This window comes from Pseudomonas sp. CBZ-4, from assembly GCF_000346755.1.
Lineage (GTDB): Bacteria > Pseudomonadota > Gammaproteobacteria > Pseudomonadales > Pseudomonadaceae > Aquipseudomonas.
In genome coordinates this window covers 13,248-37,342 of record NZ_ANNV01000117.1, presented here as the reverse complement: position 1 = coordinate 37,342, position 24,095 = coordinate 13,248, and the positions used below count along the sequence as shown (strand labels likewise).

The window sequence follows — 24,095 nt, the reverse complement described above, 5'->3', positions numbered from 1 at the left end:
TGATACACCGAGGTGTCTGCATCGCAGGCAAGCCAGCTCCCACATGGGCCAGTTCCCACCCAAGCCCGCGCCCACCTGTTGATCCGTGTTTAGAAATCGACAGTGGCCGACAGCAGGTAGGTGCGTGGTGTTGCCAACGTCAGACCCGGCTCGCTGTCATCCGACGCACCGGCCGAACTCCAGTAGCGTTTATCCGCGACGTTTTCCACATTGGCACGCAAGGTCACGTGCTTGTCATCCACCTTGAAGGCATAGCGGGCGCCGACGTCGATACGGTTCCAGGCGTCGATTTCCTTGACGTTGGACTGGTCCAGGTACTGCGAGCTGGAATGGATGCCACGGCTGGTCAGGGTCAGGCCTTCCAGGCCGGGCACGTCCCATTCGGCACCCAGGTTGACGTTGTACTTGGGCGTGGCCGGGGCGCGGTTGCCGTCCCAGGTGCCGTTGGTGGTGTCCTTGAGTTTGCTGTCGATGTACATCACGCCGCCGAGCAAACGCACACCCTTGAGCGGTTCGCCGAACACACTCAACTCGGCGCCGGCGTTCTCGCGTTTGCCGTTGGGCCCGAACAGCTTCGTGGTGGCGTTGGTTTCATAGGCCGGCTGCTTGATACGGAACACCGCCGCCGTCACGGCGAAGGCGCCGGCGTCGTACTTGGCGCCGACTTCAACCTGGCGGCTGATGAACGGCGGGAAGATTTCGTCGCTGTTGCTTGAGGTGGTCGGCGCGATCTTGCCCTGGCTCAGGCCTTCCATGTAGTTGGCGTACAGCGACAGCCGGTCGGTGGCCTTGAACAGCAGGCCGCCGGAGGGCGAGAGCTTTTCTTCGTCGTAGGCGGTCTTGCCTTTGACGCCGTTGCTCCAGTCATCCACCTTGACCCGCTGCCAGCGTGCGCCGAGGGTCAGCAGCAGGCGGTCGTCAAAGAAGCCGAGGGTATCGGACAGGGCCACGCCGCTGAATTTGTTTTCGGTGTAGACCTTGGCGTCCTGGCGCGTGGCAATGGATGGCGTTGGGGTTTGCACCGGGTTGTAAAGGTTGCTCGACGACTCGCCATACCGCGCGCCGCCGTTGGTGAAGTCCATGTAGAAATAGCTGGCCGCCAGGTTGACCTCGTGGCTCACCGGCCCGGTGTGGAACCAGTTGCGCACGCCCGCCGTGTAGGTGCGCACGTTTTCATCGCGGGTGAAGTCGCGGGGCTGCACTTTGAAGTCGCCGGCAGCGTTGGTGACGGAGACGGCGTGGCGCAGGAAGTCGTGGTTGCTTTTACGCGCGCCGACGCCGCCGTAGAGCATCACGTTGTCGCTGAGGTCGTACTCGCCATTGAAGGTGCCGAAGGTGTCATTGGTGCGCGCCTTGCTCCAGCCTTGCGCATAGTTGCGGCGCACGTCGCTGGCCTTTGGCGCGGGTGCGGCGGCGGCCACCTGGACACGCTCCTGGGGCGCATCGGTGTCGCGTTCGGTGTGGCCGATGTCGGTGGAAAGGCGCAGGCGCTCGCCGCGAAAATCCAGGCCGAGCACGGCCATTTCGCGGTCGACGCTCTGGTGATCCCAGGCCGTATTGCCAGCCTGCTTCACGCCGTTGAAGCGGATGCCGAACTGGTTGTCTTCGCCGAAGCGCCGACCCACATCCACCGCGCCGCCCGCCTGGCTTTCCGAGGCCCAGGTGCCGGTGAACGAGGTGATGTCCTTGTCGGTGGCGCGCTTGGGCACCACGTTGATCCCGCCGCCCACGCTGCCACGGGGCGAGATGCCGTTGATCAACTGCGTCGGGCCTTTGAAAATGTCGACGCGATCGGCCATTTCCATGTCGATGGTGTAGGTCGGCAGCACGCCGTAGAGGCCGTTATAGGACACATCACTGTTGAACAGGCTGAACCCGCGAATGGTGAACTGCTCGTAACGCCCACCGGCCGGGTTGGTGGCGCGGACCGAGGGGTCGCTGGCGATCAGTTCGCCGAGGGTGCGCGCCTGCTGGTTTTTCACCGCGTCGGCGGTGTAGGTGGTGATGCTGAACGGGGTTTCCATGAAGTCCCGCGTGCCCAGCATGCCCTGGGCGCCACGGCGGGCCACTTGGCCGCCGGCGTAGGTGTCGCCGTCGTACAGGCCGGTGGTGCCGAGGATCGAGGTTGGCGCCAGCTCGAGGGTGCTGCCATCCGGTGCAGGGATCAGCATGTAGGCGTGCTCGCCCATGGCTTGCAGTTGCAGGCCGGAGCCTTGCAACAACCGCGCGAAGCCCTCCTCCACACCATATTCACCGGCCAGGCCGCTGCTGCTGCGGCCGCTGACGAGCGCCGGGTCCACCGACAGGTTGACCCCCGCCAACCCGGCAAACCGGGTCAGCGCCGCACTCAGGCTGCCGGCGGGCACCTGGTAACTGCGGCGGGCGTCGTCGGCGTAGCTGACGGTGGCGAATAACGGGCTGGCGCTGAGGCTCAGCAGCAGGCTCAGTTTCAGCAAGGGGCGGACTACGGGCATTGGCGCAAGCTCTCGATAATGTGTGCTTACCTGAAATGACCGCCGACGCGAAAAAAAGGGACAGGTGATTTGCATTATTTTTCAGCGCCCGCCAAAGACCTCGGCGTGTTGCTCGGCCATGGCCAGCAGCGCGTCCACCACCACCCGCACCTTGGGCTGCACATAACGGGTGTGCGGCCAGATCACGTGAATCGGCATGGTCGCGCCCGCGCAGTCATCAAGCACCGTGACCAACGCGCCGCTGCGCAGGTGCTCGGCCACCAGCCAGGTGGGCAATTGGCACAGGCCCGCGCCGTCGAGGGTCGCCTGCAGCATCACTTCGCCGTCGCCGAACTCATGGCGCACCCGCACTTCCTGCTCTTCCACCGCACCCTTGGCGTTCGTCAGCAGCCAGGTCTTACGCAACCCGCTGCGCCAGCCGATGATGCAGTCGTGCGCCAGCAGGTCGGCCTTGCCCTGCAACGGCGCGGACTCACGTAGGTACTGCGGCGCGGCGCAGATCACCAGGCGTTGTTCGCCCAGGCGCCGGGCGACCAGTTCCGGGTCGTCGCGCAGGTCACCGATGCGTACCGCGAGATCGATGCCTTCGTTGACCATGTCCACTTTGCGCTCGCCGAAGGTGAGGGTCAGGTCCAGTTGGGCATAACGCCGGGCCAGCGTGATCAACATCGGCGCGATATGCCGGCGGCCGAACGCCGCGGGCAGGTCGATGCGCAAACGCCCCTTGGGCTCGGCGACGCCGCTGAGGAAGCTGCCTTCGACCCCGCGCAATTCCTCCATGACCCGCAGGCAGCTGGCCAGGTACACCTCGCCTTCATGGGTCAGGTTCAACTTGCGCGTGGTGCGGTGCAGCAACTTGATCCCCAGGCGTTTCTCCAGGCGGGTCACGCTTTTGCCCACGGCCGAGCTGGTCACGCCCAGCTGCAAGGCCGCGGCGGTGAAGCTGCCCAGTTGCGCCGCGAGGATAAATTCGGGGATGCCGTCGAATTGCAGGGTGTCCATGTTCGCCTCCGCCTGGGAAAGCCTGGATTCTATCCTGGCAGGATCAACTGAGCGTATTTATCGGGGATTAATCCAACCATCACGCTGGAATAAGCTGGTCATCATTGTTTACTGACCACCCCAGCGAGGTCCCATGCACGCCGATCTGAACCGTCTTGTCACCCTGGAAGCCATTCGCACCCTGCGCCTGCGCTACTGCCATCACCTCGACACCCACGACATGGACGCGCTGGCGCAGTTGTTTACCGAAGACGCGACTTGCCACGTCGCCCAAGCCGGCTGGACCGGCCGCAACGCGATCAAGGCCGGGTTGTCCCAGGCCTTTCGCGACTTTGATACGCAGCAGCGCGGCCGTTATCCGTTCCTGCATGCCGTGTCCAACCACTGGGTCGAGATCCTCGACGAGGACCGCGCCGAAGGCCGTTGCTACCTGACCGACTTCGTCACCCAGCGCCCGGCCGGCGAAAGCCCATTACTGCTGCTCGGCGTGTACGTCGATGAATACCGCCGCGTGCAGGGCGAATGGTTGATCAGCAACACACGCCTGGACGTGGTGTGGCCACTGGCGTCCTGAACCTTCATCACTTGCGGAGATTTCCCATGAGCAACCTGTTCCAACCCTACAACCTGGCCGGCACCGTGCTGGCCAACCGCGTGGTGATGGCGCCGATGACCCGCGCCCGTGCGCTGGACGACATCCCGGATGAACACACGGTGCTGTACTACGCGCAACGCGCCAGCGCGGGGTTGATCATCAGTGAAGGCGCGCCGATTTCCCGCGAGGGCTGCGGCTACCTGTTCAACCCTGGGTTGTACAACGATGCGCAAGTCCAGGGCTGGCGCCGGGTCACCGATGCGGTGCATGCCAAGGGCGGCAAGATTTTTGCGCAGTTGTGGCATGTGGGGCGCGTGTCCCATGTGTCGATTCAGCCAGAGGGGGCCGCACCGGTTTCCTCGGTGGCGGTAGCTGCCGCTCGGTCGAATGCCTATGCCTGGGTCTCGGAAGGCCAGCCGGGGCCGGTGCAGGCCAGCCTGCCGCGTGCCCTTGAGGCCGATGAAGTGCGGCGCGTGACGGCAGACTTTGTCAGCGCCGCACGCCGCGCGGTGGATGCAGGCTTCGACGGTGTCGAACTGCACGGTGCCAATGGCTATCTGTTCGAACAGTTCCTCAATGGCGCGCTGAATACCCGCACCGACGAGTACGGTGGTTCCATCGCCAACCGCCAGCGCTTCTTGCTGGAAACCCTCGATGCCCTGGCGGCCGAGATTGGCAGCGATCGCGTCGGCGTGCGCCTCTCGCCGTTCGGTCGGCTGTTTGATATGCACCCGTACGCGCAAGAGGCCGAGGCTTGGCTGAGCCTGGCGACGGCACTGAATGCGCGCAGCCTCGCTTATGTGCATTTGAGCGATCAGCTGACGATTGGCGCCGAAGCAATTCCCGCCGGGTTTGCCACGCAATGGCGCCAGGCCTACCAGGGCACATTGATCGCGGCGGGCGGTTTCACGCGCGCCTTGGCCGAAGCGGTATTGGCAAAAGGTGATCTGGATCTGGTGGCATTCGGGCGGCCGTTTATTGCCAACCCGGACTTGGTGGAGCGCATGAGGCACGACTGGCCGCTGGCCGAGGCGGATCGCAGCACGTTCTACGGTATCGACGGCAACCCGACGCAAGGTTACACCGACTATCCAACGGCCAGTGTCACACCGGTACGTGCAGCCCAACCTTGACCCGATCCAGCGCGACCAAGGTCTTGAACCACTTTACATTGGGGTTCTCGGCAAACAGCTGGCCGGCGAGGTCCTGGTATTCCTGCATGCTTGCCACGTTGAGCACCAGCACGAAATCCGCTTCGCCGGTGACGTAGTAACACTGCTGCACCTGGGGCACGCTGAAGCTGGCTTTGGTCGCAGCCAATGCTTCGGCGCTGGTGCGCTCCACGGAGACCTCGGCAATGATGGTGATCGGCTTGCCGGCTTTGGCCGGGTCGACCACCGCGACATTCGCGATGATCACCCCGCCCTCTTCCAGGCGCTTGATCCGCCGCTGCACGGCGGCGGTGGAGAGGTTGACCTTTTCGGCCAGGGTACGCAGGGGTACGGCGTTGTCATGCTGGACCAGGGCCAGGATCGACCAGTCGAAGCCGTCCAGGTCCAGTGTGGAAGAAGCGGGTTTGGCCATCGGGGGGGCGTGCTCGACAGGGTGAAGGGGTTTGTCGAGCACAGCCTCGATTGGGAGAGCGGTGACGACTTGGGCGCCAATACTAGCCCAAGTGTTCTGGTGTACGGGTGCAAGGCTGGGTGCGATGGCGCTTGGGCTACCGTCTTCGCAGGCAAGCCAGCTCCCACATTTTTAAACGGTGTGCACCTGACATAGCCTGCAAACCCAATCCCCTGTGGGAGCTGTCGAGCTTTAGCGAGGCTGCGAAGGCGGTGGGTCTGGCAACGGAGGTTTCGCCTGGGCCACCGCTATCGCAGGCAAGCCAGCTCCCACATTTTTGAACGGTGTGCACCTGACATAGCCTGCAAACCCAATCCCCTGTGGGAGCTGTCGAGCTTTAGCGAGGCTGCGAAGGCGGAGGGTCTGGCAACGGAGGTTTCGCTTGGGCCACCGCTATCGCAGGCAAGCCAGCTCCCACAGTTGACTGGGTTCACAAGGCAAGATCGTCTTCACCACACGCCAATATGGGAGTCCGCTCGCGGTTCCGTGCCGCCGCACAGCACGCCGCTGACCGGGTCGCGCAGGATGATTTGCCCGCGTCCGTAGTCGGTGAGGTCGCTGGCGATTTGCACCTGGTGGCCGCGGCGTGCCAGGGCGTTGGCCAGGTCGCGCGAGGCGCCTTGCTCGATGCCGACCTTCATCTCGCCCAGCCATTGCCAGCGCGGCGCGTCCAGGGCGGCTTGCGGGTTGAGGCCGAAATCCACGAGGTTCATCACCATCTGCACATGGCCCTGGGGCTGCATGTAGCCGCCCATCACGCCGAACGGGCCGAGGGCCTGGCCGTCTTTGGTGAGGAAGCCGGGGATGATGGTGTGGAAGGTTTTCTTGCCGGGCGCCAGGCAGTTGGCGTGGGTGGGGTCGAGGCTGAATTCCTGCCCACGGTTCTGCAGGGCGATGCCGCTGTCGGGCAGTACCACGCCGGAGCCGAAGCCGTGGTAGTTGCTCTGGATGAACGAAACCATGTTGCCTTCGGCGTCCGCCGTGGCCAGGTACACCGTGCCGCTGGCGTGGGGATTGCCGGGTTTGGGCGGCTGGGCCTGTTCGCCGATTTGCGCGCGGCGGCGGCGGCTGTAGTCGTCACTCAACAAATCGGCGACAGCCACGCGCATGTGCAGCGGGTCGGTGATGTAGTGCAGGCCGTCGCTGTAGGCGAGCTTCATGGCTTCCAGTTGGCGGTGCCAGGTCTGTTGGCTGTCGCGATGATCGAAGCGGAAGCCTTCAAGGATTTTCAGCGCCATCAGGGCGACGAGGCCCTGGCCGCTTGGGGGGATTTCCCAGACATCGACGCCACGGTAGTTGACGTGGATCGGCTCCACCCACTGCGCGCGGTAATCCTTGAGGTCGCTGGCGCGCAGGTAGCCGCCGCTGGCCCTGGAGTGGGCATCCAGGCGTTCGGCGAGGGCGCCGCGATACAGGCTTTCGCAGCGGGTTTCAGCGAGTTCTTCGAGGGTGCGGGCCTGGGCTGGGTTGCGGAACAGCTCCCCGGCCCGAGGCGCGCGGCCGTCGATGAGGAACGTGTCGAACCAGGCGTCCAGCACCGGGTCGCGGTGGGGGCTGAATTCATCCAGCGCGATCTGCCATTGGTGGGCGACCACCGGCGACAGCGGAAAACCGTCCCGCGCCAGGCGAATGGCCGGTTGCAGCAACTCGGCAAACGGCAGCCTGCCGAAGCGTTGCGACAACTCGGCCCAGGCCGATGGGCAACCGGGCACGGTGACTGGGGTCCAGCCATAGAGCGGCATCTGGTCATGCCCCGCCGCCTTGACCGCCTCGACACTCAACGCCGCCGGCGCATGGCCATTGCCGTTCAGGCCATGCAACTGGCCCTTGCACCAGACCAGCGCGAATGCGTCACCGCCCAGGCCGCAGCCGGTGGGCTCGACCACCGTCAACGCGGCGGCCGTGGCAATGGCGGCGTCGATGGCGTTGCCGCCCTGTTGCATGATCTCGATACCGGCCTGCGCTGCCAGCGGTTGGGACGCCGCGACCATGCCGCGCTGGGCAAACACGCTCTGGCGTTGCGACGGATAAGGGTACTCGTGAGCCGAAAATTTCAACATGGCAAAGGTTCTTCCACACAAGGTTTCAGGTCATAACACGCGGCTGAGAAACGCACGGGTACGCGGATGGCTGGGGTGGCTGAAAATCTGTTCCGGTGGCCCTTGTTCGATCAGTTCGCCCTGGTCGAGCACCACCACGCGGTCGGCCACTTCCCGGGCAAAGCCCATTTCGTGGGTGACCACCACCATGGTCATGCCCTCCTCGGCCAGTTCCTTCATCACTTGCAGCACTTCGCCGACGGTCTCCGGGTCGAGGGCGCTGGTGGGCTCGTCGAACAGCATGGCCTGGGGTTTCATCGCCAGGGCGCGGGCAATCGCCACCCGTTGTTGCTGGCCGCCGGAAAGCATCGACGGGTAGTGGTTGGCCTTGTCCGCCAGGCCGACCCGCGCGAGCAAGCCACGGGCCTGCTCCAGAGCTTCGGCACGCGGGGTGCCGAGCACGTGGATCGGCGCCTCGATGATGTTTTCCAGCGCAGTCATGTGCGGGAACAGGTTGAAGCGCTGAAACACCATGCCGATGTCGCGGCGCTGGCGGGCGATGTTGCGCTCGGAATCACGCACCAGGCTGCCGTCGCTGCGTTCGCGGTAGCCCATGGCACGGCCGTTGACGCGGATGCGCCCGCCCTGGATGTCTTCCAGCAGGTTGATACAGCGGATGAAAGTGGTCTTGCCCGAGCCCGAGGCGCCGATCAGCACCACCACTTCGCCGCGGCGCACTTGCAGGGAGATGCCCTTGAGGATCTGCAAGTCGCCGAACGACTTGTGCAGGGCCTGGGCGTCGATGATCAGTTCGTCACTTTTGTGCGCCATGGTTAGCGTCCTCTCAGCAGTTTCAAGGTGCTGCGCCCGAACATGCGGCTGGAGGCCGGTGGCGGCGCCGAAGGCCGGTCGGACTGGCCGAAACGCGCTTCCAGCCAACGCTGGAAAAAGCCCCACAGGGTGGTGAGCATCAGGAAGTAGATGGCCACCACCAGGTACAACTCGAACACGCGGAACGTCGCCGAAGTGACCATCTGTGTGCTGAGCAACAACTCCTGCACGCCGATCACGCTGACCAGGGTGGTGTTCTTGAGCATCACGTTGAACTCGTTGCCCAGCGGCGGCACGATCACGCGGAACGCCTGGGGCAGCACGATACGCCGCATCAGCTTGGCGAAGCCCATGCCCAGGGAACGCCCGGCTTCGTATTGGCCCTTGTCCACCGCACCGATGCCGGCGCGGATGATCTCGGCCATGTACGCGCCTTCGTTGAGGCCCAGGGCGATGATTGCCGCCTGGATGTTGCCGGGCACAATCAAGCCGAACAGCTCGATGTCCTCGAAGCGAAACAGCCCGCCCGCCGCCAGTGCCGTGTACAGAAACACGATCTGCACCAGCAGCGGCGTGCCGCGCATCAGCCACACATAAAACCGCACCGGCAGGTGCAACAGCGGGTTCTTCGACAGGCGCAACAGCGCCGCCGCCAGCCCCAGCGCGCAGCCCAACAGCATGGCCAGCACGCTGATCAGGCACGTCAGCCAGAGCCCGTTGAGGTACACCCCGCTGGGCTGCAACAGGTATTGCCAGAACACATCCCAATTGAAATTCATCGCCGCCCAGCCTCAGTCGAGTGTGTCGCTGCTGACATGCCATTTGTTCAACAGCTGCACGTAGCTGCCGTCGCTGCGCATATCGTTGATCACCTGTTGCACGGCGGCGGTCAGTTGTGGATCGTCCTTGCGCATGCCCAGGCCGGTGAGGATGCGGCTGAACGCCGGCACGCCTTCCTCGAACAGGTCCGGGGCCATCGCCGCGTAATATCCGGCGGTTTCCACGGTGGTGCCGTAGGCGTCCACCTGGCTGATGCGCAGGGCCTGGAAGGCATCGGTGTCGGTGTTGTACACCACCAGTTTCATCGGTGGCTTGCCGGCTTTGATCAGGCTTTCGTTCTGGGTGTCGAGCAGGGTCTTGATGGTGGAGCCGTTGAGCACCGCGACCTTGTGCGCGGACAAGTCATCCAGGGTCTTGATGCCTTTGGGGTTGCCTTTAGGCACCACCACCGACTGGCTGGAATACATGTAGTTGACGATGTCGATCACCTGGCGCCGTTCGGGTTTGTCGAACAGTTGGTCGACGATCATGTCGCACTGCTGGGCCAGCAAGGCTGGCACCAGGCCGGAGAACGGGATCACCCGCCACTGCACCTGTTTGTCGCCCAGGCGCTTGGCGATTTCCAGGCCCAGGTCGACGGTCAGGCCGCGCGGTTTCTGGGCTTCATCGAAGGACACCAGGGGCGGCGAGTCCATCCCCGAGCAGTAGGTGAGTTTGTCGACTTTCTGCAAGCGCTCCGGCACTTGGAGCGCCGCAACGGCTCCTTGTGCGCAGAGCCCGAGGGAGACAGCCACCAGCAAGGCACGGCGTTTATGCATGACCAGACACTCCAGTTCGTTGAATAACGGGGCAGGACTCAAAGTCAAAACACGGGCGGGCTTGGGCCCGCCTCTGATTATTTTTCCGATTGCAAAAACTGGATCAGCGCCGGCACGGTGCCTTCGATGTGCTCGCGCACCACGGCTTCAGCGCGGGCAGCGTCGCCGGCGCGGATGGCATCGAGGATCACCGCGTGTTCCTGGCGGGCGCTGAGGGGTTTGTCGCCGTGCTGCAACCACAGGCGCATGGGCGCTTCCACCAGTGAGTACAGCGCCGAAATCTGCTTCATCAAGCGCGGGCGGCCACTGAGGCTGCACAGGTATTCGTGGAACGCGCGGTGACGGCTGACCCATGCGGCGCTTTCGTCGCGGTAGTCATCCATTTCGTCGAGCATGCGTTCCAGGGCGGCCAGTTGGCGCTCGCCGATACGGCCGACCGCAACACGCACCGCCAGGCCTTCGAGGGCGCTGCGCATCTCGAACACCTCGTGCAACTCCTCAATGTCCAGGCCGCTGACGATGGCGCCGCGATTGGGCCGCAGCGTCACCAGGCCCTGGGCATCCAGGCGGCGAAACGCTTCGCGCACCGGCATGCGGCTCATGCCGATTTCACTGGCGATGTCTTCGGCAATCAAACGGTCGCCCTTGCGCAAGCGACCGTTGCAAATGGCGTCGAGCAGGAAGTTGTAGGCCTCCTCCTCGGCGGTGAGGGGCTGGCGGTCAACGTAAGCGGGGGCAAATTGCATCGGCAGCACCTTTTGAATTTTTGTATCCAATTATCCATGAATGCAAAAAAGCAGGATGTGTGCCAACTGGTCTGGTGGTGAACCAAGTGATTGATTCGCATGGCGTACCGGGAAAATGTCGGATGTCGAGCTAAGAGCCTTTGTAGGAAATTGCTACTAAATGGCTCAGAAAGCGCACCGTCTGTGGGCTGAAGTAACGGTGAGTGCCCATGAATGCTGCCAACTTCGGGAAGTAGCCCACTGAAAAATAGGCGCTCAGGCTGATGAACTTTGTTTTAAGAAGGAACTGAGCGGTGCCTCGTCGGGTCGGGTGATGTAGGTACTCTCTTCTGACTTCAAGGTTGGGCCCGATGAAACAGACACCCTTCGTCGCCATTGAGCACGCCGGTAGCATTCAGCGAGCTTTGCACGCCCCCTACACCGCTCCCTGGCTCTCGACCAAATACGCTCTGGACCTGAGCGATTTTGATGCCTGCCGGAACACCGAGTCGGGCGCAGTCTTCATCATTGCCTCCGGACCATCAGCCAAGTCGTTTCCCATCGAGCAATTTGCGCACGTACCCATGATCACGATGAATGGCGCCATTTCACTGTTTCTGGACACTGACGTTAAGCCGTATTTTTACGCCTGCACGGACAGGAGTTTCTCCGAACAGCAGCCCGATCTATTCAAACACGCCATGGCGATCAGCCAGAGGGTTGCGCTGTGGGAAGACCACGCGCGATCTGCGCATGTTCGCCCCACGGGGCGGCTTTACCCGTTGTCCAAAGCCAAGCGGCCTTCCTGGCTGGAATCTGTGCTGGGCAAACACAACGCATTGGTCGTCAATCATCCCTTGCTGCCCAGCCGCGAAAGACCGCTGGGGTTCAGCAAAGACATGAGCGAGGGCTTTTTTGATGCGCGAACCGTGGCTTATCTGGCCATACAGCTGGCGTTCCATGTGGGGTTCACCCAAGTCTTTCTGGTGGGCGTTGATCTGGACGAGCGCTCAGGCAGGTTTTACGAGAACGCAGAATCCACTCACTCACCCTGCGGGCTCGACCAACACTATTTCACGCGCATATTGCCGTCGTTCGAATTGATGTCCGATAAGGTTATGGGTGATGACTTCAGGGTGTACAACCTGTCTGACATCTCGAGAATTCCCGACAGTGTTGTCCCGCATGCCACCCTGGCCGATGTCGAGGGTATGCTCGGGTAAAACAGCGAAGCCTGAAACGAGAAAGGGGCTCCACTACTGACTTAGTGGAGCCCCTGTGTTGATAATTCATCGATCAACCTTCTCAGATGCCAGATACAAGAAGCCCGGCGCTGGGCCGGGCTTCAATGCAGCGAGGTCAGGCGCTAACGATGCTTGTTCTTGTGTTTGTGTTTGTTGTTACCTTTGTGCTTCTTGCCATCTGATCGATGACTACTCTCATCATCTGCCAGGTTATTCCCCAGCGCGCCGCCTGCCGCACCACCCACACCGGCGCCGATAGTCGATCCAGTGGTGCCGCCGAGACGATTACCAATAAGCGAGCCGCCGGCTGAGCCGATACCGCCACCTAATGCGGCTTCCGCTCTATTGCCTCGTTGAGCGCCGACAGCACTGCCCGCGGCACCACCAACACCTGCGCCTACCGCTGCGCCCGTCGAGCCACCGAGCTGTTGACCTACGATGTTTCCAAGGGCACCACCAACGCCGCCTCCAAGAGCGGCGGTGCCATCTCCAGCGGCCATCGCTCCTTGCGCAATGAGGGCACCCAAAACCAGGGCGGGTAGTGTCATTTTCATTCTGTGAACCTCTATGGGTTGTCAGCTGGCGCTCACGGTTTAAAGCACGCCTGGTATTTGGAGGAGAACAAAAGGCCGAAGTTCTATACCGACTATCCCCAGGGGCGAATGGTTGTAACAAGGTATGCCGTGATGGCGGCGGCTATGCAGTCATTAGAATTGAGACAGGCGTCCCAGATACGAGACACCCCGAACTGGGCGGGCCTGGCGTGAAGTCATGCAAAAATCACGCACATGAAAAAGGCCAATGCTCTGAGCATTGGCCTAAGTCATTGAAAAATATGGTCGGGACGGAGTGATTCGAACACTCGACCCCTAGCACCCCATCTCCTTTTTCATACTTCTTGAAAGACTCCAAAATTTTACTCTGGATTTTTCTAAGCTAGTATTTACTTCAGCTCCAGCGGCGTTCTGCTCTACGAGAGTCCAGTAACGTCCACCAAGAGCCGACGTTTTTGTGGGGGTAAAAGTAGGGGGAGTCCATTTCATGGCCAAAATTACCATCAAAGAACTCGAGTCGCTGACCGCCAATGATGCCGGCCGCATCCTCAGGGAGGATGGCAATCTGGCCGGTCGAATCTCAGTCCGTAAGGACGGTGTGTCGGTCAGCTTTTTCTATCGCTATCGGTGGGGCGAGCAGAACAAAGAGTACTCCTGCGGGTCCTGGCCGCGCAAATCCCTGACAGACATCCGCAAGGCACGCAACCAGGCCCGTGCGCTCATCGATGAGCAGATCAATCCCAACGAGCAAAAGAAAACCGCCAAGGTACAGGCGCATGCCGCGACGAACGCAAAAGCCGAGCAGGAAAAGTCGACGAAGGTGCAAACGCTGACCGTCCAGGATTTGGCCAAGGCCTGGCTGCTGGATGGTGTGGCGCGTAAAGACGGAAATGCCGAGTTGCAACGGCGCTTTAACAAGGACCTTTTGCCAGCACTCGGTAGGACAGCGGTGAACAATGTTTCCGAACACGATGTTCGGGCGCTGATCCGGGCCGTGGTCAACCGCGGCGCTCACCGGCAAGCCATCAGCTTCTTCGCAGACCTTACCCAGATGTTCAGCTGGGCCAGAAAGCGCCAACCTTGGCGGGCGTTACTGATTGAGGGTGATCCGACTGAACTGGTCGACATCTCCCCATTGATCCCTGCCGACTACGAAGCGGAACGAAGCCGCATCCTTTCCCCGGCTGAGCTGTTGGAACTGCACAACCGCTTCCAGCAAATGACCGCCGATTACGACGCCCTCCCCGCGGGCCAAAAATACGACGGCATTCGGCCGCTAAAGAAGGAAACGCAGCTCGCGCTCTGGATCAGCCTGGGCACGCTGTGCCGGATTGGCGAGTTGCTCCAGGCCGAATGGAAAAATGTCGATCTGGAGCGGCAAACGTGGTTTCTCCCCAGTGAAAACGTCAAAGGCACCCGCGGCAAGAAACAGGACCACCATGTCTTCCTCTCCCCCTTCGCCCTGCATTTCTTTCAGGAACTCAAGACCCTGACGGGAGACTCCCAGTGGTGCTTTCCGAACAAGCAGGATGATGGGCATGTGGACGTAAAGGTGGTGAGTAAACAGGTCGGCGATCGCCAGGCCCGGTTCAAAAACCGCAAGGCCCTTTCCAGACGGCGTCATGACGACACCCTGGTCCTTGCCGACGGCCAAAACGGCGACTGGACGCCGCATGACCTGCGCCGCACGGGCGCGACCATGATGCAGGCGTTGGGTGTCAGCCTGGACGTCATCGATCGCTGCCAAAACCATGTGCTGGCCGGCTCCCGGGTCAGGCGCCACTACCTGCATCACGATTATGCAGAAGAGAAGAAGCGCGCCTGGAACCTGTTGGGCGATCGCCTCAGTGCAGTGCTGTCCTCAACCTATGAGCACACACCGACCGAGTCGATGATGTCTTTTCCAGACTACGCCGCCAATGGATCCCCGACGCCCTCAATCGGATAGGCAAAGTGGGTTTCCCGAAGATTTCAACTGAAAACGGACGGAGGAATGCTCAGGGTCTTCAACCATCCTAGGAAAAAAACGAGCCGGGTTGATGGACAGAGATCGACTGACCCGTAATTTTCTCCAGAAACTGTTCTGGAAGAATGCGCTCAACTGCTGAAAGGAACGTCTCGATCAGTGACCTGAAATGATCAAGCTCCCCTTCCTGTATTTGCCGCCATAGGCTTGGACGATACCGAACCAGAATGGATAACGCATAGAGCAACACCAAAGATGTCGCTCGATACTCATTTATCGCTCCAAACAGCGGCAACATGAGCGCATGCCTTTTAAATGGACTGTGATGCAGCTGAAGTGCATCCCACCAAATACTCGATTCCGGATGATCAATTGCCACACGGAAATGGCTCGCTGATGACCTAGACGATACTTGGACAATTTCGCGAATTGGCCCAGGAAAAGCAGCGATATCATTCGCAGTCATTCTTCCAGACTCATCTATCAACAGGGCGTAGGTCGTCGTTGCACGGTGCTGCTGACCGTTACTTTTTTGATCGTAAGCAGGAATAACCCAAGACGGCTTGCCTTCAAATATGTCTTCAAAAAGATCCGCAACCTCAGGTATCCGAGAAAACAGCTGCTCCATCGTAACCCAGCTTTCAACGGGCAGTGCTTTCAGTGCATCCAGACCGTCTGGTTTCCGTTTGGCAGCGACAAGTGAGTTTGCAGACATCGATTTAACCCAACTTGGGAAAAAGCCCGAGACGAGCGCACCAATGGCCAGACTCTCAAATCGCTCATCTAAACCATCATGGGTATAAAGGCCATGCCCTTTTTTGGTTGTTGCCTCCAACTCTGAAAGGGTTTGAGGACCATCTGGTGAAGCAAGCATCTCGGCAAATGCGAACGACATTGTGCCGTAATACAGATTGAGTACACGTTGACTGACATTTCTCCGATCAATGGCACTGAAATAATCGGTGGCATTGCGGAGCGCGAAAGCAACGCCCTCTCCCTTTGACACAATGGTCGACGGGTCAAGACTTAAGCTTTCAAGTTGAGCGCGACGGTCGACCATCTTTCGAGCAAGAGTCGCACTTTTTAACTGAGCAAGCCTCGCCCAGACTGCTTCTATCGGAGTTTCTGAAAGTAGCACTCGCCGCGGTGCTTGCAACTCTTCAATGCTCGTCTCTTCTGCTTGCGTTGTCGTAGGAGCAAACTTTCCAGTACTGCTTTCACGGTTCCATTCGATGAGAAAGGGTTGAAAATCGTCAATCGGCTTCACGGGAATGGATACCCCCATAGCGAATGACTCAACCATGTACGGCTGTCCGTTAAAAAAGATAACGGACACCTCTCCAGCCAGTTGCTTGTATACATTGTTGCTCGTCGCTGACGAATAGAGTACTGCGGCCGAACGCTCCGCCCCGCCTCTAGACGCCTTTACGACCACATACTCTCCTGCGGCAACCTCACGGACTATGGACGCTTCCCAGCCATGTCCGACTAGCTTATCAAGCATATTTCTTTTCACTGCGTCCCGCAGAATATCTAAGCGCGCCTTCCATCCGCTGTCTAGCATATGCCTTCTCCTTGCTCTGTCTCTCTACCAAACACTATCGCAGCTTCATTCATAGCATTGATCGATCGAATCCACAGCCAATAGCGGCCATACACGCTCCGTTACTGAATAATTGGTTTTCGTAAAAAGCGGGTGGCAGAAGCCGACGCGACATTACGCTCCGGCTACTTCCATTACCGCCATTTCACTTTTTGATGGATACAATCGTGGCTCGGCCACCCTCTAACCGAAATGAAAACGACACTTGGTCTCCGGCCGTCAGCCCTGTCAGCTGATCTTCCGTTACGGAAAAAGCCATGGTCATAGCAGGCCACTGCACGGCTGGCACGGCGCCATGAGCGATAGTCACTGTCTGCTTCTCGGAGTTAATTGACTTGATCGTGCCCTCCGCTTTGGCTATCGGAGCCTGCTTTACGTCCTGCTTAATCTGCATGCCCTCCATACCGTCCATTTTCATGCCCGGCATATCCTCCGCGTGGGCAGAAAGTGACAGCGCAAATACGGTGCTTGCAACTGCAATCAGGGTCAGTTTCATACGACTTTTCCTTGAGGATTGGTGGATACAACCTGGAGGTGCCGGCGACGCATCAGGCGATAGGCTGCCGGAATGACAAACAGCGACAGCAAGGGTGCGGTGATCATGCCGCCGACCATGGGCGCGGCGATGCGGCTCATCACCTCGCTGCCGGTGCCGCTGCCCAACAGGATGGGTAACAGGCCGGCAATGATCACGGCCACGGTCATGGCCTTGGGTCGAACACGCTGCACGGCCCCTTCACGAATGGCCGCAATCAGCCCACGCTCAGTGTTGTCACCGAGGTCTTCACGTTCGGCCCAGGCGTTTTTCAGGTAGAGCAGCATGATCACGCCAAATTCGGCAGAAACACCGGCCAAGGCGATAAAGCCGACCCCGGTGGCGACCGACAGGTTGAACCCCAACAGATAGAGGAACCATGCCCCGCCAGTCAGGGCGAATGGCAGAGTGGCCATGATCAGCAGGGCCTCGTCGAAGCGGGCAAACGTCAGGTAAAGCAGCACGAAGATGATCAACAGCGTGGCAGGCACCACCAGTTTGAGTCGTGCGTTGGCCCTTTCGAGAAATTCGAACTGCCCCGAGTAACTCTGGCTCATGCCGGGCTGCAACTTGACCTGCTCATTGACGACCCGTCGTAGATCAGCGACCACAGACGCAATGTCCCTACCACGCACATCGATGTACACCCAACCTGAAGGTCGTGCGTTCTCGCTTTTGAGCATCGGCGGACCGTCCGTGACTTTGACCTTCGCCACTGTGCCGAGGGTGATCTGGCTACCTAGCGGGGTATAGATCGGCAATTGCTCCAAGGCACCGAGCGAGTCACGCCACTCCCGTGGGTAACGCACGTTGATCGGGAAGCGTGCAAGCCCTTCAATGGTTTCGCCGACGTTTTCACCGCCGATAGCGCCGGCCACTATGGACTGCACATCGGCGATATTCAGTCCGTAACGGGCGGCGGCTTTGCGGTCGATATCCACATCGATATAGCGACCACCGGTCAGTCGCTCGGCCAGAGCGGAACTGACACCGGGTACACCCTTGGCCACTCGCTCGACCGCCTGAGTCGCGGCATCGATCTCCGTCAGGTTGGTGCCTGCAATTTTCACTCCAATGGGACTCTTGATCCCCGTGGCAAGCATGTCGATACGGTTGCGAATCGGCGGTATCCAGATATTCGTCAGCCCAGGGACTCGTACCACTCGATCCAGTTCTTCCACCAAATTTTCCTGGGTCATGCCTGGGCGCCATTGCTCTTGCGGCTTGAATTGGATCGTGGTTTCGAACATTTCCAGCGGTGCCGGGTCGGTGGCGGTTTCAGCACGACCGGCTTTACCGAAGACGTGTTCGACCTCTGGCACGGTCTTGATCAGGCGGTCGGTCTGTTGCAGCAGTTGCGCCGCTTTCTGCGCCGACAGCCCCGGCAGGGCCGAAGGCATATAGAGCAGATCGCCCTCGTCCAAAGGGGGAAGAAACTCGCCACCCAAGCGAGACATTGGCCATAGCGCACTGACAAAAACCAATAGCGCCACCAGCAGCGTGATCTTTGGTCGACGCAAGACTGCGTCCAGTGCTGGCTTATAGATCCGAATCAACCACCGGTTCAACGGGTTCTGATGTTCACTGGGAATTCGTCCTCGAATCCAGTAGCCCATCAGCACCGGCACCAAGGTCACGGACAATCCCGCCGCTGCGGCCATGGCGTAGGTTTTGGTGAACGCCAAAGGGCCGAACAGCCGTCCTTCCTGAGCTTCCAGCGTGAACACCGGAATGAACGACAGGGTGATGATCAACAAACAGAAGAAAAGCGCGGGGCCTACCTCTGCCGCGGCTTCGGTCATGACGTGCCAATGACGTTCACCCTTCAGTTCTTCCTCCGGATTGGCCGCGTGCCATGCCTCAATCTTCTTGTGGGCATTCTCGATCATCACCACGGCAGCATCGACCATGGCGCCGATGGCGATGGCAATCCCACCCAGGGACATGATGTTGGCGTTGATACCTTGGTAACGCATGACGATGAAGGCAATCAGCACCCCAACCGGCAGCGAGATGATTGCCACCAGAGATGAGCGCAGATGCCAGAGGAAGATCCCACAGACCAACGCGACGACGATGAACTCTTCGATCAGCTTGTGGCTGAGATTTTCCACTGCGCGGTCGATCAGCTTGCTGCGGTCGTAGGTGGTGACGATTTCCACCCCGGCCGGCAGACTGCTTTTCAGTTCGTCGAGTTTGGTTTTGACCGCCGCAATGGTCTCGCGAGCATTTTTGCCGCTGCGCAAAATCACCACGCCGCCGACGGTCTCGCCTTCGCCATCGAGTTCGGTAATGCCGCGCCGCATTTCCGGTCCCAGCTGAATCGTGGCGACATCGCCAAGGGTCACCGGCACGCCTCCCGCACCCAGCTTGAGCGGGATCGCCCGAAAGTCATTGAGCGTCTTCAGGTAGCCGGAAGCCCGCACGATGAACTCGGTTTCTGCCATCTCCAGCACGGCGCCACCCGTTTCCTGATTGGCCTTGCCGATAGCCTCGGTGACCTCAGCCTGAGTGATGCCGAGGCTGGCCAGTTTGACCGGATCAAGCTGCACCTGGTACTGCTTGACCATGCCACCCACGGTGGCCACTTCCGCAACGTTGGGCAGCGTCTTGAGTTCGAACTTGAGGAACCAGTCCTGAAGTGCGCGCAGCTGCGCCAAATCGTGTCCGCCACTGCGATCCACCAGCGCGTACTGATAGATCCAGCCCACCCCCGTTGCATCCGGCCCCAACGCCGGCTTGGCGCTGGCCGGCAATCGGCTTTGTATCTGACTTAAGTATTCCAACACCCGTGAGCGCGCCCAATACAGGTCAGTCCCGTCTTCGAACAGCACGTAAACGAAGCTGTCACCGAAGAAGGAATAACCACGCACCGTCTTGGCCCCCGGCACCGAGAGCATGGTGGTGGCCAACGGATAGGTCACTTGGTTCTCGACAATCTGCGGCGCTTGTCCCGGATAAGGGGTGCGGATGATCACCTGAACATCGGAGAGATCCGGCAGCGCATCGATGGGCGTGCTCTGCACCGACCAAATGCCCCAAGCCGTGACAAACAGCGTCGCCAGTAGCACCAGGAATCGGTTGGCCACTGACCAACGAATCAGGGCAGCGATCATGGCTGGCTCCCCGATTTGTCCAGACGTTCAACACGCAAACCATCATCGGTCTGGCTCACCGCAATCCGAACCTTATCGCCCGTTTTGAGGCCTTGCATCAACGCCGGATTGGCGAGTGGGAACGTCATCGTCATACCAGGCATGCCCAGCGTCTTGAAGGGACCATGGGCAAGCGTGACTTCTTTATCGTTGATCTCAACGATCTGCCCATCCGCTTCATGAAAACTGGAGGCTGCTGCGCGAGGTGGTGACTCTTCCTCCGAGCTTGCAACAATGCCCTTTAGACTGGCCTCCGAGTCGAGCAGGAACTGGCCAGAGGTAACCACCTTCTGTCCTTCTTCCAGACCATTTACTATCGCTGTCTTACCATCGCTTTCCTGCCCGAGTTGCACCTCCACGGGACGGTAGCGGCCCGCGTTTTCGGCGAGCATCACCAAGGCACGTCGGCCCGTGCGGATAACCGCCTCGCTCGGCACCCACAACACACTTTGCTCGGTCGAACGATTCAGGCGGACCTGCGCCGTCAAACCCGGCCTGAGGCGTCCGTCGGTATTGGGTAATTCGACCCGTACTCGAAGGGTGCGGCTATCCGGATTGGTTTCCGGAAGAATCGCGCTGACGACGCCCTTGAGCACAACCCCAGGGAATGCGGGCAAACGTGCCTCTGCCGATTGCCCCATGAGGATCGATCCAGATTCAGTCTCTGGAACGGCCAGGGCCAGCCAGACGCTACTCAAACCATTAACGCGTGCCAGTGTCTCGCCGGCGGCCACCGTCATACCCTCGCGTACATTGAGCTCTTGCAGCACGCCACTAATAGGGCTGGTGAGGGTCAGGTTTGGTTGGATTTTGCCACTGCGCTCTACTTGTGCAATTGATGCCGCCGACATCCCGGTGAGCCGCAAACGCTGGCGAGCCGCGGCCAGCAAGCCCGCATCGCCACTACGCTTGAGTGCGAGAAACTCTTCCTGAGCCGCAGCCCACTCAGGTACAAGAATATCCGCCAAGGCGGCATTGGCTTTGATCACGTCGCCAGGAGCACGGGCATACACGCGCTCGACGAAACCCGCCGTACGGGCTTGGATGACGGCGACGTCCCGCTCGTTGAAGGCCAACACACCGACAACGTCCAGACTCGAAGCAAACACACCTCGACTGACGGTAGCCAGTCGCACACCGAGATTCTGAGTCAGGCTTGGATCAATGCGAACGGCGGCGCTGTCCCCTTTGACATCGGCGTACTGAGGAACCATCTGCATGTCCATGAAGGGCGACTTACCCGGCTTATCGAACTTTTGCTGCGGGTACATAGGGTCGTACCAATACAGTACTTTGCGTTCGTCCGGAGAGGTGAGGCTCTGCTCCGGGGCGGTAACTGGTACTCCGCTCATGCGCTGGTGAGCGAACCAGTAACCACCGGCAACACCCAATACCAGCGAAATGCCTACCAACAATACCCCGTTCCACTTTCTAAGGTTCATTGGCTGGACTCCCCGTAAGCGAAATACAGACGCGCACTGGTCAGCGCTCGCTGCTCTTCCACGTCGATCTGTTTGAGGCGGGCTTCGATGAGCTCGCGCCGAGCGGCCACGACGGAGCTCAAATCGCCTTTGCCGGCGCGGTAGCTGGCCATACTGAGCTCGACCTTTTCCTTGGCTAAGGGCAACAGACTGTCCTGGGTTCGATGTACGGCACGATTCAAGCGTTCATAGTCGGCCAGCTCGTCCTCCAGTTGCTGGGTATGCTCGCGTGAAAGGGCTTCACGCTCAGCCTCAAGCTGGTTGAGTTCAGCGTGCTTGGCCGCAATTTTTGGGTTTTGCCGAGAGTCAGGAAACAGCGGTAGATCCCATGAAAATTGCACACTGACCATATCGCCAAACTCACGGCCACGGCGCTGGTAATCCAGTTCCCAGCTCCAATCCGACTGTTTTTCCGCTTCGGCTTCACGAACCTTGGCTTGCGCTTCGCGGGTCATTGGCGCAAACGCTGCCAACTCTGGGTGATGTTGCAGCTTATGAGAGTAGCCAGAGGCTTCGACAGGCCATTCAGGCAAGCTGCCCACAGGTTTGTCGTTAGCGGCTGGGCCAATCCAGCGCTTCAGCGCCGCTCGGGCCTGTGCTCTCTGGCGAATCAGATCGTCCTGCTGTTCCTCCAGTTGTGCCGCTTCCTGTTTGGGCGTTACTGCATCAGCAGGTTGAGCACGGCCGCCGGCAATCTGGGCCCGGACGGTATCGGCCAGCAGACGGTTTTCTTTGTAGAAGTCCTGGAAGAGCGCGTCTTTACGCTCAACGGAGTAGCTGTTGATCCAGGCCAACGCCGTGGCCTGACGAACCTTAAGACGTTCGACCCGGCGCTCAGCGGCGGCGCGGTCAATGGCCGCATCAGCGACCTCGATGCGGGCTTTGCGCTTGGCGCTGTTGGGCATCTCCTGACTGACTCCGACCATTTGCATAGTCATGAAGTCCTGGTCGATGCTCCAGCGATCTGGGCCGCCGATGGGGTAGTTCTGTACGCCTAGCAGCAACTTGGGATCGGGTAGTTCACCAGCGGGGATGGCCGCACTACTGGCGGCCTGAATTTTCGCGTCTTGTGCAGTCAGCGACGGCGCATTGTTTTCAGCCAGCTGCAAAGCTTCATCGAGTGTCAATGCGGCAGCGAAACTCGGCAATGCCAGTACGCTTGCCGCCAGGCCGGCCACGAGGGACCACCCTGTGCAATAGCACTTGGAGTTCATGTTCACGATTCCTGTGATGATCCACTGCGCGCTTCATCAGACATGCACGCAGATATGCCATCCCGCTAACGCGGAATGAGGCTCAGTGTGGTACAGGAATCAAGTGCGGGGCGGTCGCCATACCCCTGACGGGGTTTGTACTGGAAGGGAATCTAGTGAGAAGGACAGTACGAGGGGGCTGGATAAGGTGATAGGAGGCTTGATGATGGATACTTGCAGCATGCCACCAGTCTTGCACTCCTGACCTGACTTACAGGGTTTGCCGTGCTCGGTGGGACTTTTCATGTCCTGGCAGCAGTCTTGCCCCATGCCGTCCATCATCGCCATGCCCATGGTTTTCATGGGGCAGGGCTCAGTCGGCGCCTGAACGCCCGCCATCCCGCTGAGGGGGAGCGCCAGGCTAATCAGGAAAATCAGGCAAAACCGTAGGTAGCGTTTCATAGGCTGGAGTGTAGCCGGAGGAAATGGCCCTTACAATTCACCTTCTAGACTCCTTAGTCGGCTGTCACCAACCTCTATTCCGCGCTCATTTCCATTTCCGGACTTAAAGTGCCTAACCATGCGACAAGGCAAATTATGATGACTGCCATTAAAAACTCGAGTGTCATGCTGCGGCGCAAGGCATTGACCGCGGCAGAGTACTCTCCATTTCGAACTGACCGCTCCAATACCGGACTTAGGTGAAAGCGGTTCAGCGTGGCTAACACGATCATCCCGGCAAAGAGCAGGACCTTCAAAAACAGCAGTACACCGTACGTACTGAGCATCACTTCATCGAGATTTGGACCGACGACAAACAGATAATTCACTACGCCTGTGATGCTTATGATCACTACGATCACAGCGCCGGCCGATTCAAAACCAGTCAGCACCCTCGCAAGAATTCGAGCTTCTTGTTCGCCCTTTAGCGATTTCAACCGCAGTAGTAGAGCGAATGCCAATAGAGCACCCAACCAGCCACCTGCGGCTAAAAGATGGAATATATCGGTGATGAAATGCCAGTAGCGTCGGCTGCCTTCATCCATGGCACCGTGCCCTGTCCAAGCCAACGTCGCCAACGCAATCGCTCCGCATACGGTGACGATCCAGAGACTGGCTGTCGGAAATCGCTTGTTCAACGCGACGCCAATAATTGCCATCACCAAGGCAGCTATTCGGACCATCCAGGTCAACCCGACGTCGGTCCCCATGAGGACCATTTCAAAAATATGGTGATGTAGCTCCATAAGCTCCGACACACCGCTCATTGCTTTCGCAAGCAACAACATGGCGACAAGGGATAGGGCTACACCTGCAACAGAAGTACCGTAAAGAAGCGACTCAAAATTCAAGACCGTGCCCGATACTCTTTCCTTTCCCCTGAGGCTGTATAAGCCGAAAATTGCTAATCCGAATAACAACATCAGGTCGAAATAGAGAGCAAAGCGAACCACAATATTTATTGAGTCGCTCATAA

20 protein-coding genes are annotated in these 24,095 nt (G+C 59.8%); 4 read left to right on the top strand and 16 right to left on the bottom strand.

Annotated elements, in window-relative coordinates:
• Positions 1-89: 89 nt before the first annotated feature.
• Together B348_RS0115970 and B348_RS0115965 are read right to left on the bottom strand one after the other, a co-directional pair.
• Positions 90-2,474, bottom strand: a complete 2,385-nt coding sequence (locus tag B348_RS0115970) for a TonB-dependent receptor (protein ID WP_017737077.1) — start codon at positions 2,472-2,474, stop codon at positions 90-92.
• 81 nt (positions 2,475-2,555) lie between these two features.
• The gene (locus tag B348_RS0115965) at positions 2,556-3,476 is read right to left on the bottom strand and encodes a LysR family transcriptional regulator (RefSeq protein WP_017737076.1); all 921 of its coding nucleotides are present in this window, start codon (positions 3,474-3,476) and stop codon (positions 2,556-2,558) included.
• A 133-nt stretch (positions 3,477-3,609) separates the two neighbouring features.
• Between B348_RS0115965 and B348_RS0115960 the strand changes: the two genes are divergently transcribed.
• The gene (locus B348_RS0115960) at positions 3,610-4,050 is read left to right on the top strand and encodes a nuclear transport factor 2 family protein (protein ID WP_017737075.1); all 441 of its coding nucleotides are present in this window, start codon (positions 3,610-3,612) and stop codon (positions 4,048-4,050) included.
• Between the two features lie 26 nt (positions 4,051-4,076).
• Positions 4,077-5,204 carry an alkene reductase gene (locus B348_RS0115955; protein ID WP_017737074.1) on the top strand — a complete coding sequence of 376 codons (1,128 nt, stop codon included), beginning with the start codon at positions 4,077-4,079 and terminating at the stop codon, positions 5,202-5,204.
• Here B348_RS0115955 and B348_RS0115950 read toward each other — a convergent pair.
• From B348_RS0115950 to B348_RS0115925, 6 genes are all read right to left on the bottom strand, one after another.
• A complete protein-coding gene (locus B348_RS0115950) occupies positions 5,176-5,655 on the bottom strand; it encodes an Lrp/AsnC family transcriptional regulator (RefSeq protein WP_017737073.1) in 480 nt (159 codons plus the stop codon). The genes B348_RS0115955 and B348_RS0115950 overlap by 29 nt on opposite strands.
• Before the next feature lie 488 nt (positions 5,656-6,143).
• On the bottom strand, positions 6,144-7,754 hold the full coding sequence (locus B348_RS0115945; RefSeq protein WP_017737072.1) for a gamma-glutamyltransferase family protein: 1,611 nt from the start codon (positions 7,752-7,754) through the stop codon (positions 6,144-6,146).
• A gap of 30 nt (positions 7,755-7,784) precedes the next feature.
• The gene (locus B348_RS0115940; protein ID WP_017737071.1) at positions 7,785-8,564 is read right to left on the bottom strand and encodes an amino acid ABC transporter ATP-binding protein; all 780 of its coding nucleotides are present in this window, start codon (positions 8,562-8,564) and stop codon (positions 7,785-7,787) included.
• A 2-nt stretch (positions 8,565-8,566) separates the two neighbouring features.
• Positions 8,567-9,343: an amino acid ABC transporter permease gene (locus B348_RS0115935; RefSeq protein ID WP_017737070.1), complete on the bottom strand. Its 777-nt coding sequence runs from the start codon at positions 9,341-9,343 to the stop codon at positions 8,567-8,569.
• 12 nt (positions 9,344-9,355) lie between these two features.
• Positions 9,356-10,162: an ABC transporter substrate-binding protein gene (locus B348_RS0115930; protein WP_017737069.1), complete on the bottom strand. Its 807-nt coding sequence runs from the start codon at positions 10,160-10,162 to the stop codon at positions 9,356-9,358.
• Positions 10,163-10,239: 77 nt separating this feature from the next.
• The gene (locus tag B348_RS0115925) at positions 10,240-10,908 is read right to left on the bottom strand and encodes a GntR family transcriptional regulator (RefSeq protein WP_017737068.1); all 669 of its coding nucleotides are present in this window, start codon (positions 10,906-10,908) and stop codon (positions 10,240-10,242) included.
• Positions 10,909-11,258: 350 nt separating this feature from the next.
• Here B348_RS0115925 and B348_RS0115920 point away from each other — a divergent pair, with 350 nt between their 5' ends.
• Positions 11,259-12,110 carry a hypothetical protein gene (locus B348_RS0115920; protein WP_017737067.1) on the top strand — a complete coding sequence of 284 codons (852 nt, stop codon included), beginning with the start codon at positions 11,259-11,261 and terminating at the stop codon, positions 12,108-12,110.
• A gap of 143 nt (positions 12,111-12,253) precedes the next feature.
• On the opposite strand, the gene B348_RS1000000131045 is transcribed toward B348_RS0115920, so the two are convergent.
• Positions 12,254-12,685: a hypothetical protein gene (locus B348_RS1000000131045; RefSeq protein ID WP_081609247.1), complete on the bottom strand. Its 432-nt coding sequence runs from the start codon at positions 12,683-12,685 to the stop codon at positions 12,254-12,256.
• Positions 12,686-13,172: 487 nt separating this feature from the next.
• Between B348_RS1000000131045 and B348_RS0115910 the strand changes: the two genes are divergently transcribed.
• Positions 13,173-14,633 (top strand): site-specific integrase, encoded by a 1,461-nt coding sequence (locus tag B348_RS0115910; RefSeq protein WP_017737065.1) that lies wholly within the window; start codon positions 13,173-13,175, stop codon positions 14,631-14,633.
• A gap of 67 nt (positions 14,634-14,700) precedes the next feature.
• Here B348_RS0115910 and B348_RS0115905 read toward each other — a convergent pair whose 3' ends face one another.
• From B348_RS0115905 to copD, 7 genes are all read right to left on the bottom strand, one after another.
• The gene (locus tag B348_RS0115905) at positions 14,701-16,215 is read right to left on the bottom strand and encodes a YaaC family protein (protein WP_017737064.1); all 1,515 of its coding nucleotides are present in this window, start codon (positions 16,213-16,215) and stop codon (positions 14,701-14,703) included.
• A 184-nt stretch (positions 16,216-16,399) separates the two neighbouring features.
• The gene (locus B348_RS0115900) at positions 16,400-16,750 is read right to left on the bottom strand and encodes a copper-binding protein (RefSeq protein ID WP_017737063.1); all 351 of its coding nucleotides are present in this window, start codon (positions 16,748-16,750) and stop codon (positions 16,400-16,402) included.
• Positions 16,747-19,905 (bottom strand): efflux RND transporter permease subunit, encoded by a 3,159-nt coding sequence (locus B348_RS0115895; protein WP_017737062.1) that lies wholly within the window; start codon positions 19,903-19,905, stop codon positions 16,747-16,749. The genes B348_RS0115900 and B348_RS0115895 overlap by 4 nt, the downstream gene beginning before the upstream one ends.
• Positions 19,902-21,386, bottom strand: coding sequence for an efflux RND transporter periplasmic adaptor subunit (locus B348_RS0115890; protein WP_017737061.1), 1,485 nt, complete (start codon positions 21,384-21,386; stop codon positions 19,902-19,904). Before B348_RS0115890 ends, B348_RS0115895 begins: the two co-directional genes overlap by 4 nt.
• The gene (locus B348_RS0115885; RefSeq protein WP_017737060.1) at positions 21,383-22,639 is read right to left on the bottom strand and encodes a TolC family protein; all 1,257 of its coding nucleotides are present in this window, start codon (positions 22,637-22,639) and stop codon (positions 21,383-21,385) included. Before B348_RS0115885 ends, B348_RS0115890 begins: the two co-directional genes overlap by 4 nt.
• 99 nt (positions 22,640-22,738) lie before the next feature.
• Positions 22,739-23,080: a hypothetical protein gene (locus B348_RS1000000131980; protein WP_017737059.1), complete on the bottom strand. Its 342-nt coding sequence runs from the start codon at positions 23,078-23,080 to the stop codon at positions 22,739-22,741.
• Between the two features lie 74 nt (positions 23,081-23,154).
• Positions 23,155-24,093, bottom strand: a complete 939-nt coding sequence (gene copD, locus B348_RS0115875) for a copper homeostasis membrane protein CopD (protein WP_017737058.1) — start codon at positions 24,091-24,093, stop codon at positions 23,155-23,157.
• Positions 24,094-24,095: the final 2 nt, after the last annotated feature.

What these genes read in the sequence shown, in the direction of transcription:
- B348_RS0115970 (WP_017737077.1), bottom strand. Translation starts at nt 2,474, where the DNA reads ATGCCCGTAGTCCGCCCCTTGCTGAAACTGAGCCTGCTGCTGAGCCTC.
- B348_RS0115965 (WP_017737076.1), bottom strand. Translation starts at nt 3,476, where the DNA reads ATGGACACCCTGCAATTCGACGGCATCCCCGAATTTATCCTCGCGGCG.
- B348_RS0115960 (WP_017737075.1), top strand. Translation starts at nt 3,610, where the DNA reads ATGCACGCCGATCTGAACCGTCTTGTCACCCTGGAAGCCATTCGCACC.
- B348_RS0115955 (WP_017737074.1), top strand. Translation starts at nt 4,077, where the DNA reads ATGAGCAACCTGTTCCAACCCTACAACCTGGCCGGCACCGTGCTGGCC.
- B348_RS0115950 (WP_017737073.1), bottom strand. Translation starts at nt 5,655, where the DNA reads ATGGCCAAACCCGCTTCTTCCACACTGGACCTGGACGGCTTCGACTGG.
- B348_RS0115945 (WP_017737072.1), bottom strand. Translation starts at nt 7,754, where the DNA reads ATGTTGAAATTTTCGGCTCACGAGTACCCTTATCCGTCGCAACGCCAG.
- B348_RS0115940 (WP_017737071.1), bottom strand. Translation starts at nt 8,564, where the DNA reads ATGGCGCACAAAAGTGACGAACTGATCATCGACGCCCAGGCCCTGCAC.
- B348_RS0115935 (WP_017737070.1), bottom strand. Translation starts at nt 9,343, where the DNA reads ATGAATTTCAATTGGGATGTGTTCTGGCAATACCTGTTGCAGCCCAGC.
- B348_RS0115930 (WP_017737069.1), bottom strand. Translation starts at nt 10,162, where the DNA reads ATGCATAAACGCCGTGCCTTGCTGGTGGCTGTCTCCCTCGGGCTCTGC.
- B348_RS0115925 (WP_017737068.1), bottom strand. Translation starts at nt 10,908, where the DNA reads ATGCAATTTGCCCCCGCTTACGTTGACCGCCAGCCCCTCACCGCCGAG.
- B348_RS0115920 (WP_017737067.1), top strand. Translation starts at nt 11,259, where the DNA reads ATGAAACAGACACCCTTCGTCGCCATTGAGCACGCCGGTAGCATTCAG.
- B348_RS1000000131045 (WP_081609247.1), bottom strand. Translation starts at nt 12,685, where the DNA reads ATGAAAATGACACTACCCGCCCTGGTTTTGGGTGCCCTCATTGCGCAA.
- B348_RS0115910 (WP_017737065.1), top strand. Translation starts at nt 13,173, where the DNA reads ATGGCCAAAATTACCATCAAAGAACTCGAGTCGCTGACCGCCAATGAT.
- B348_RS0115905 (WP_017737064.1), bottom strand. Translation starts at nt 16,215, where the DNA reads ATGCTAGACAGCGGATGGAAGGCGCGCTTAGATATTCTGCGGGACGCA.
- B348_RS0115900 (WP_017737063.1), bottom strand. Translation starts at nt 16,750, where the DNA reads ATGAAACTGACCCTGATTGCAGTTGCAAGCACCGTATTTGCGCTGTCA.
- B348_RS0115895 (WP_017737062.1), bottom strand. Translation starts at nt 19,905, where the DNA reads ATGATCGCTGCCCTGATTCGTTGGTCAGTGGCCAACCGATTCCTGGTG.
- B348_RS0115890 (WP_017737061.1), bottom strand. Translation starts at nt 21,386, where the DNA reads ATGAACCTTAGAAAGTGGAACGGGGTATTGTTGGTAGGCATTTCGCTG.
- B348_RS0115885 (WP_017737060.1), bottom strand. Translation starts at nt 22,639, where the DNA reads ATGAACTCCAAGTGCTATTGCACAGGGTGGTCCCTCGTGGCCGGCCTG.
- B348_RS1000000131980 (WP_017737059.1), bottom strand. Translation starts at nt 23,080, where the DNA reads ATGAAACGCTACCTACGGTTTTGCCTGATTTTCCTGATTAGCCTGGCG.
- copD (WP_017737058.1), bottom strand. Translation starts at nt 24,093, where the DNA reads ATGAGCGACTCAATAAATATTGTGGTTCGCTTTGCTCTCTATTTCGAC.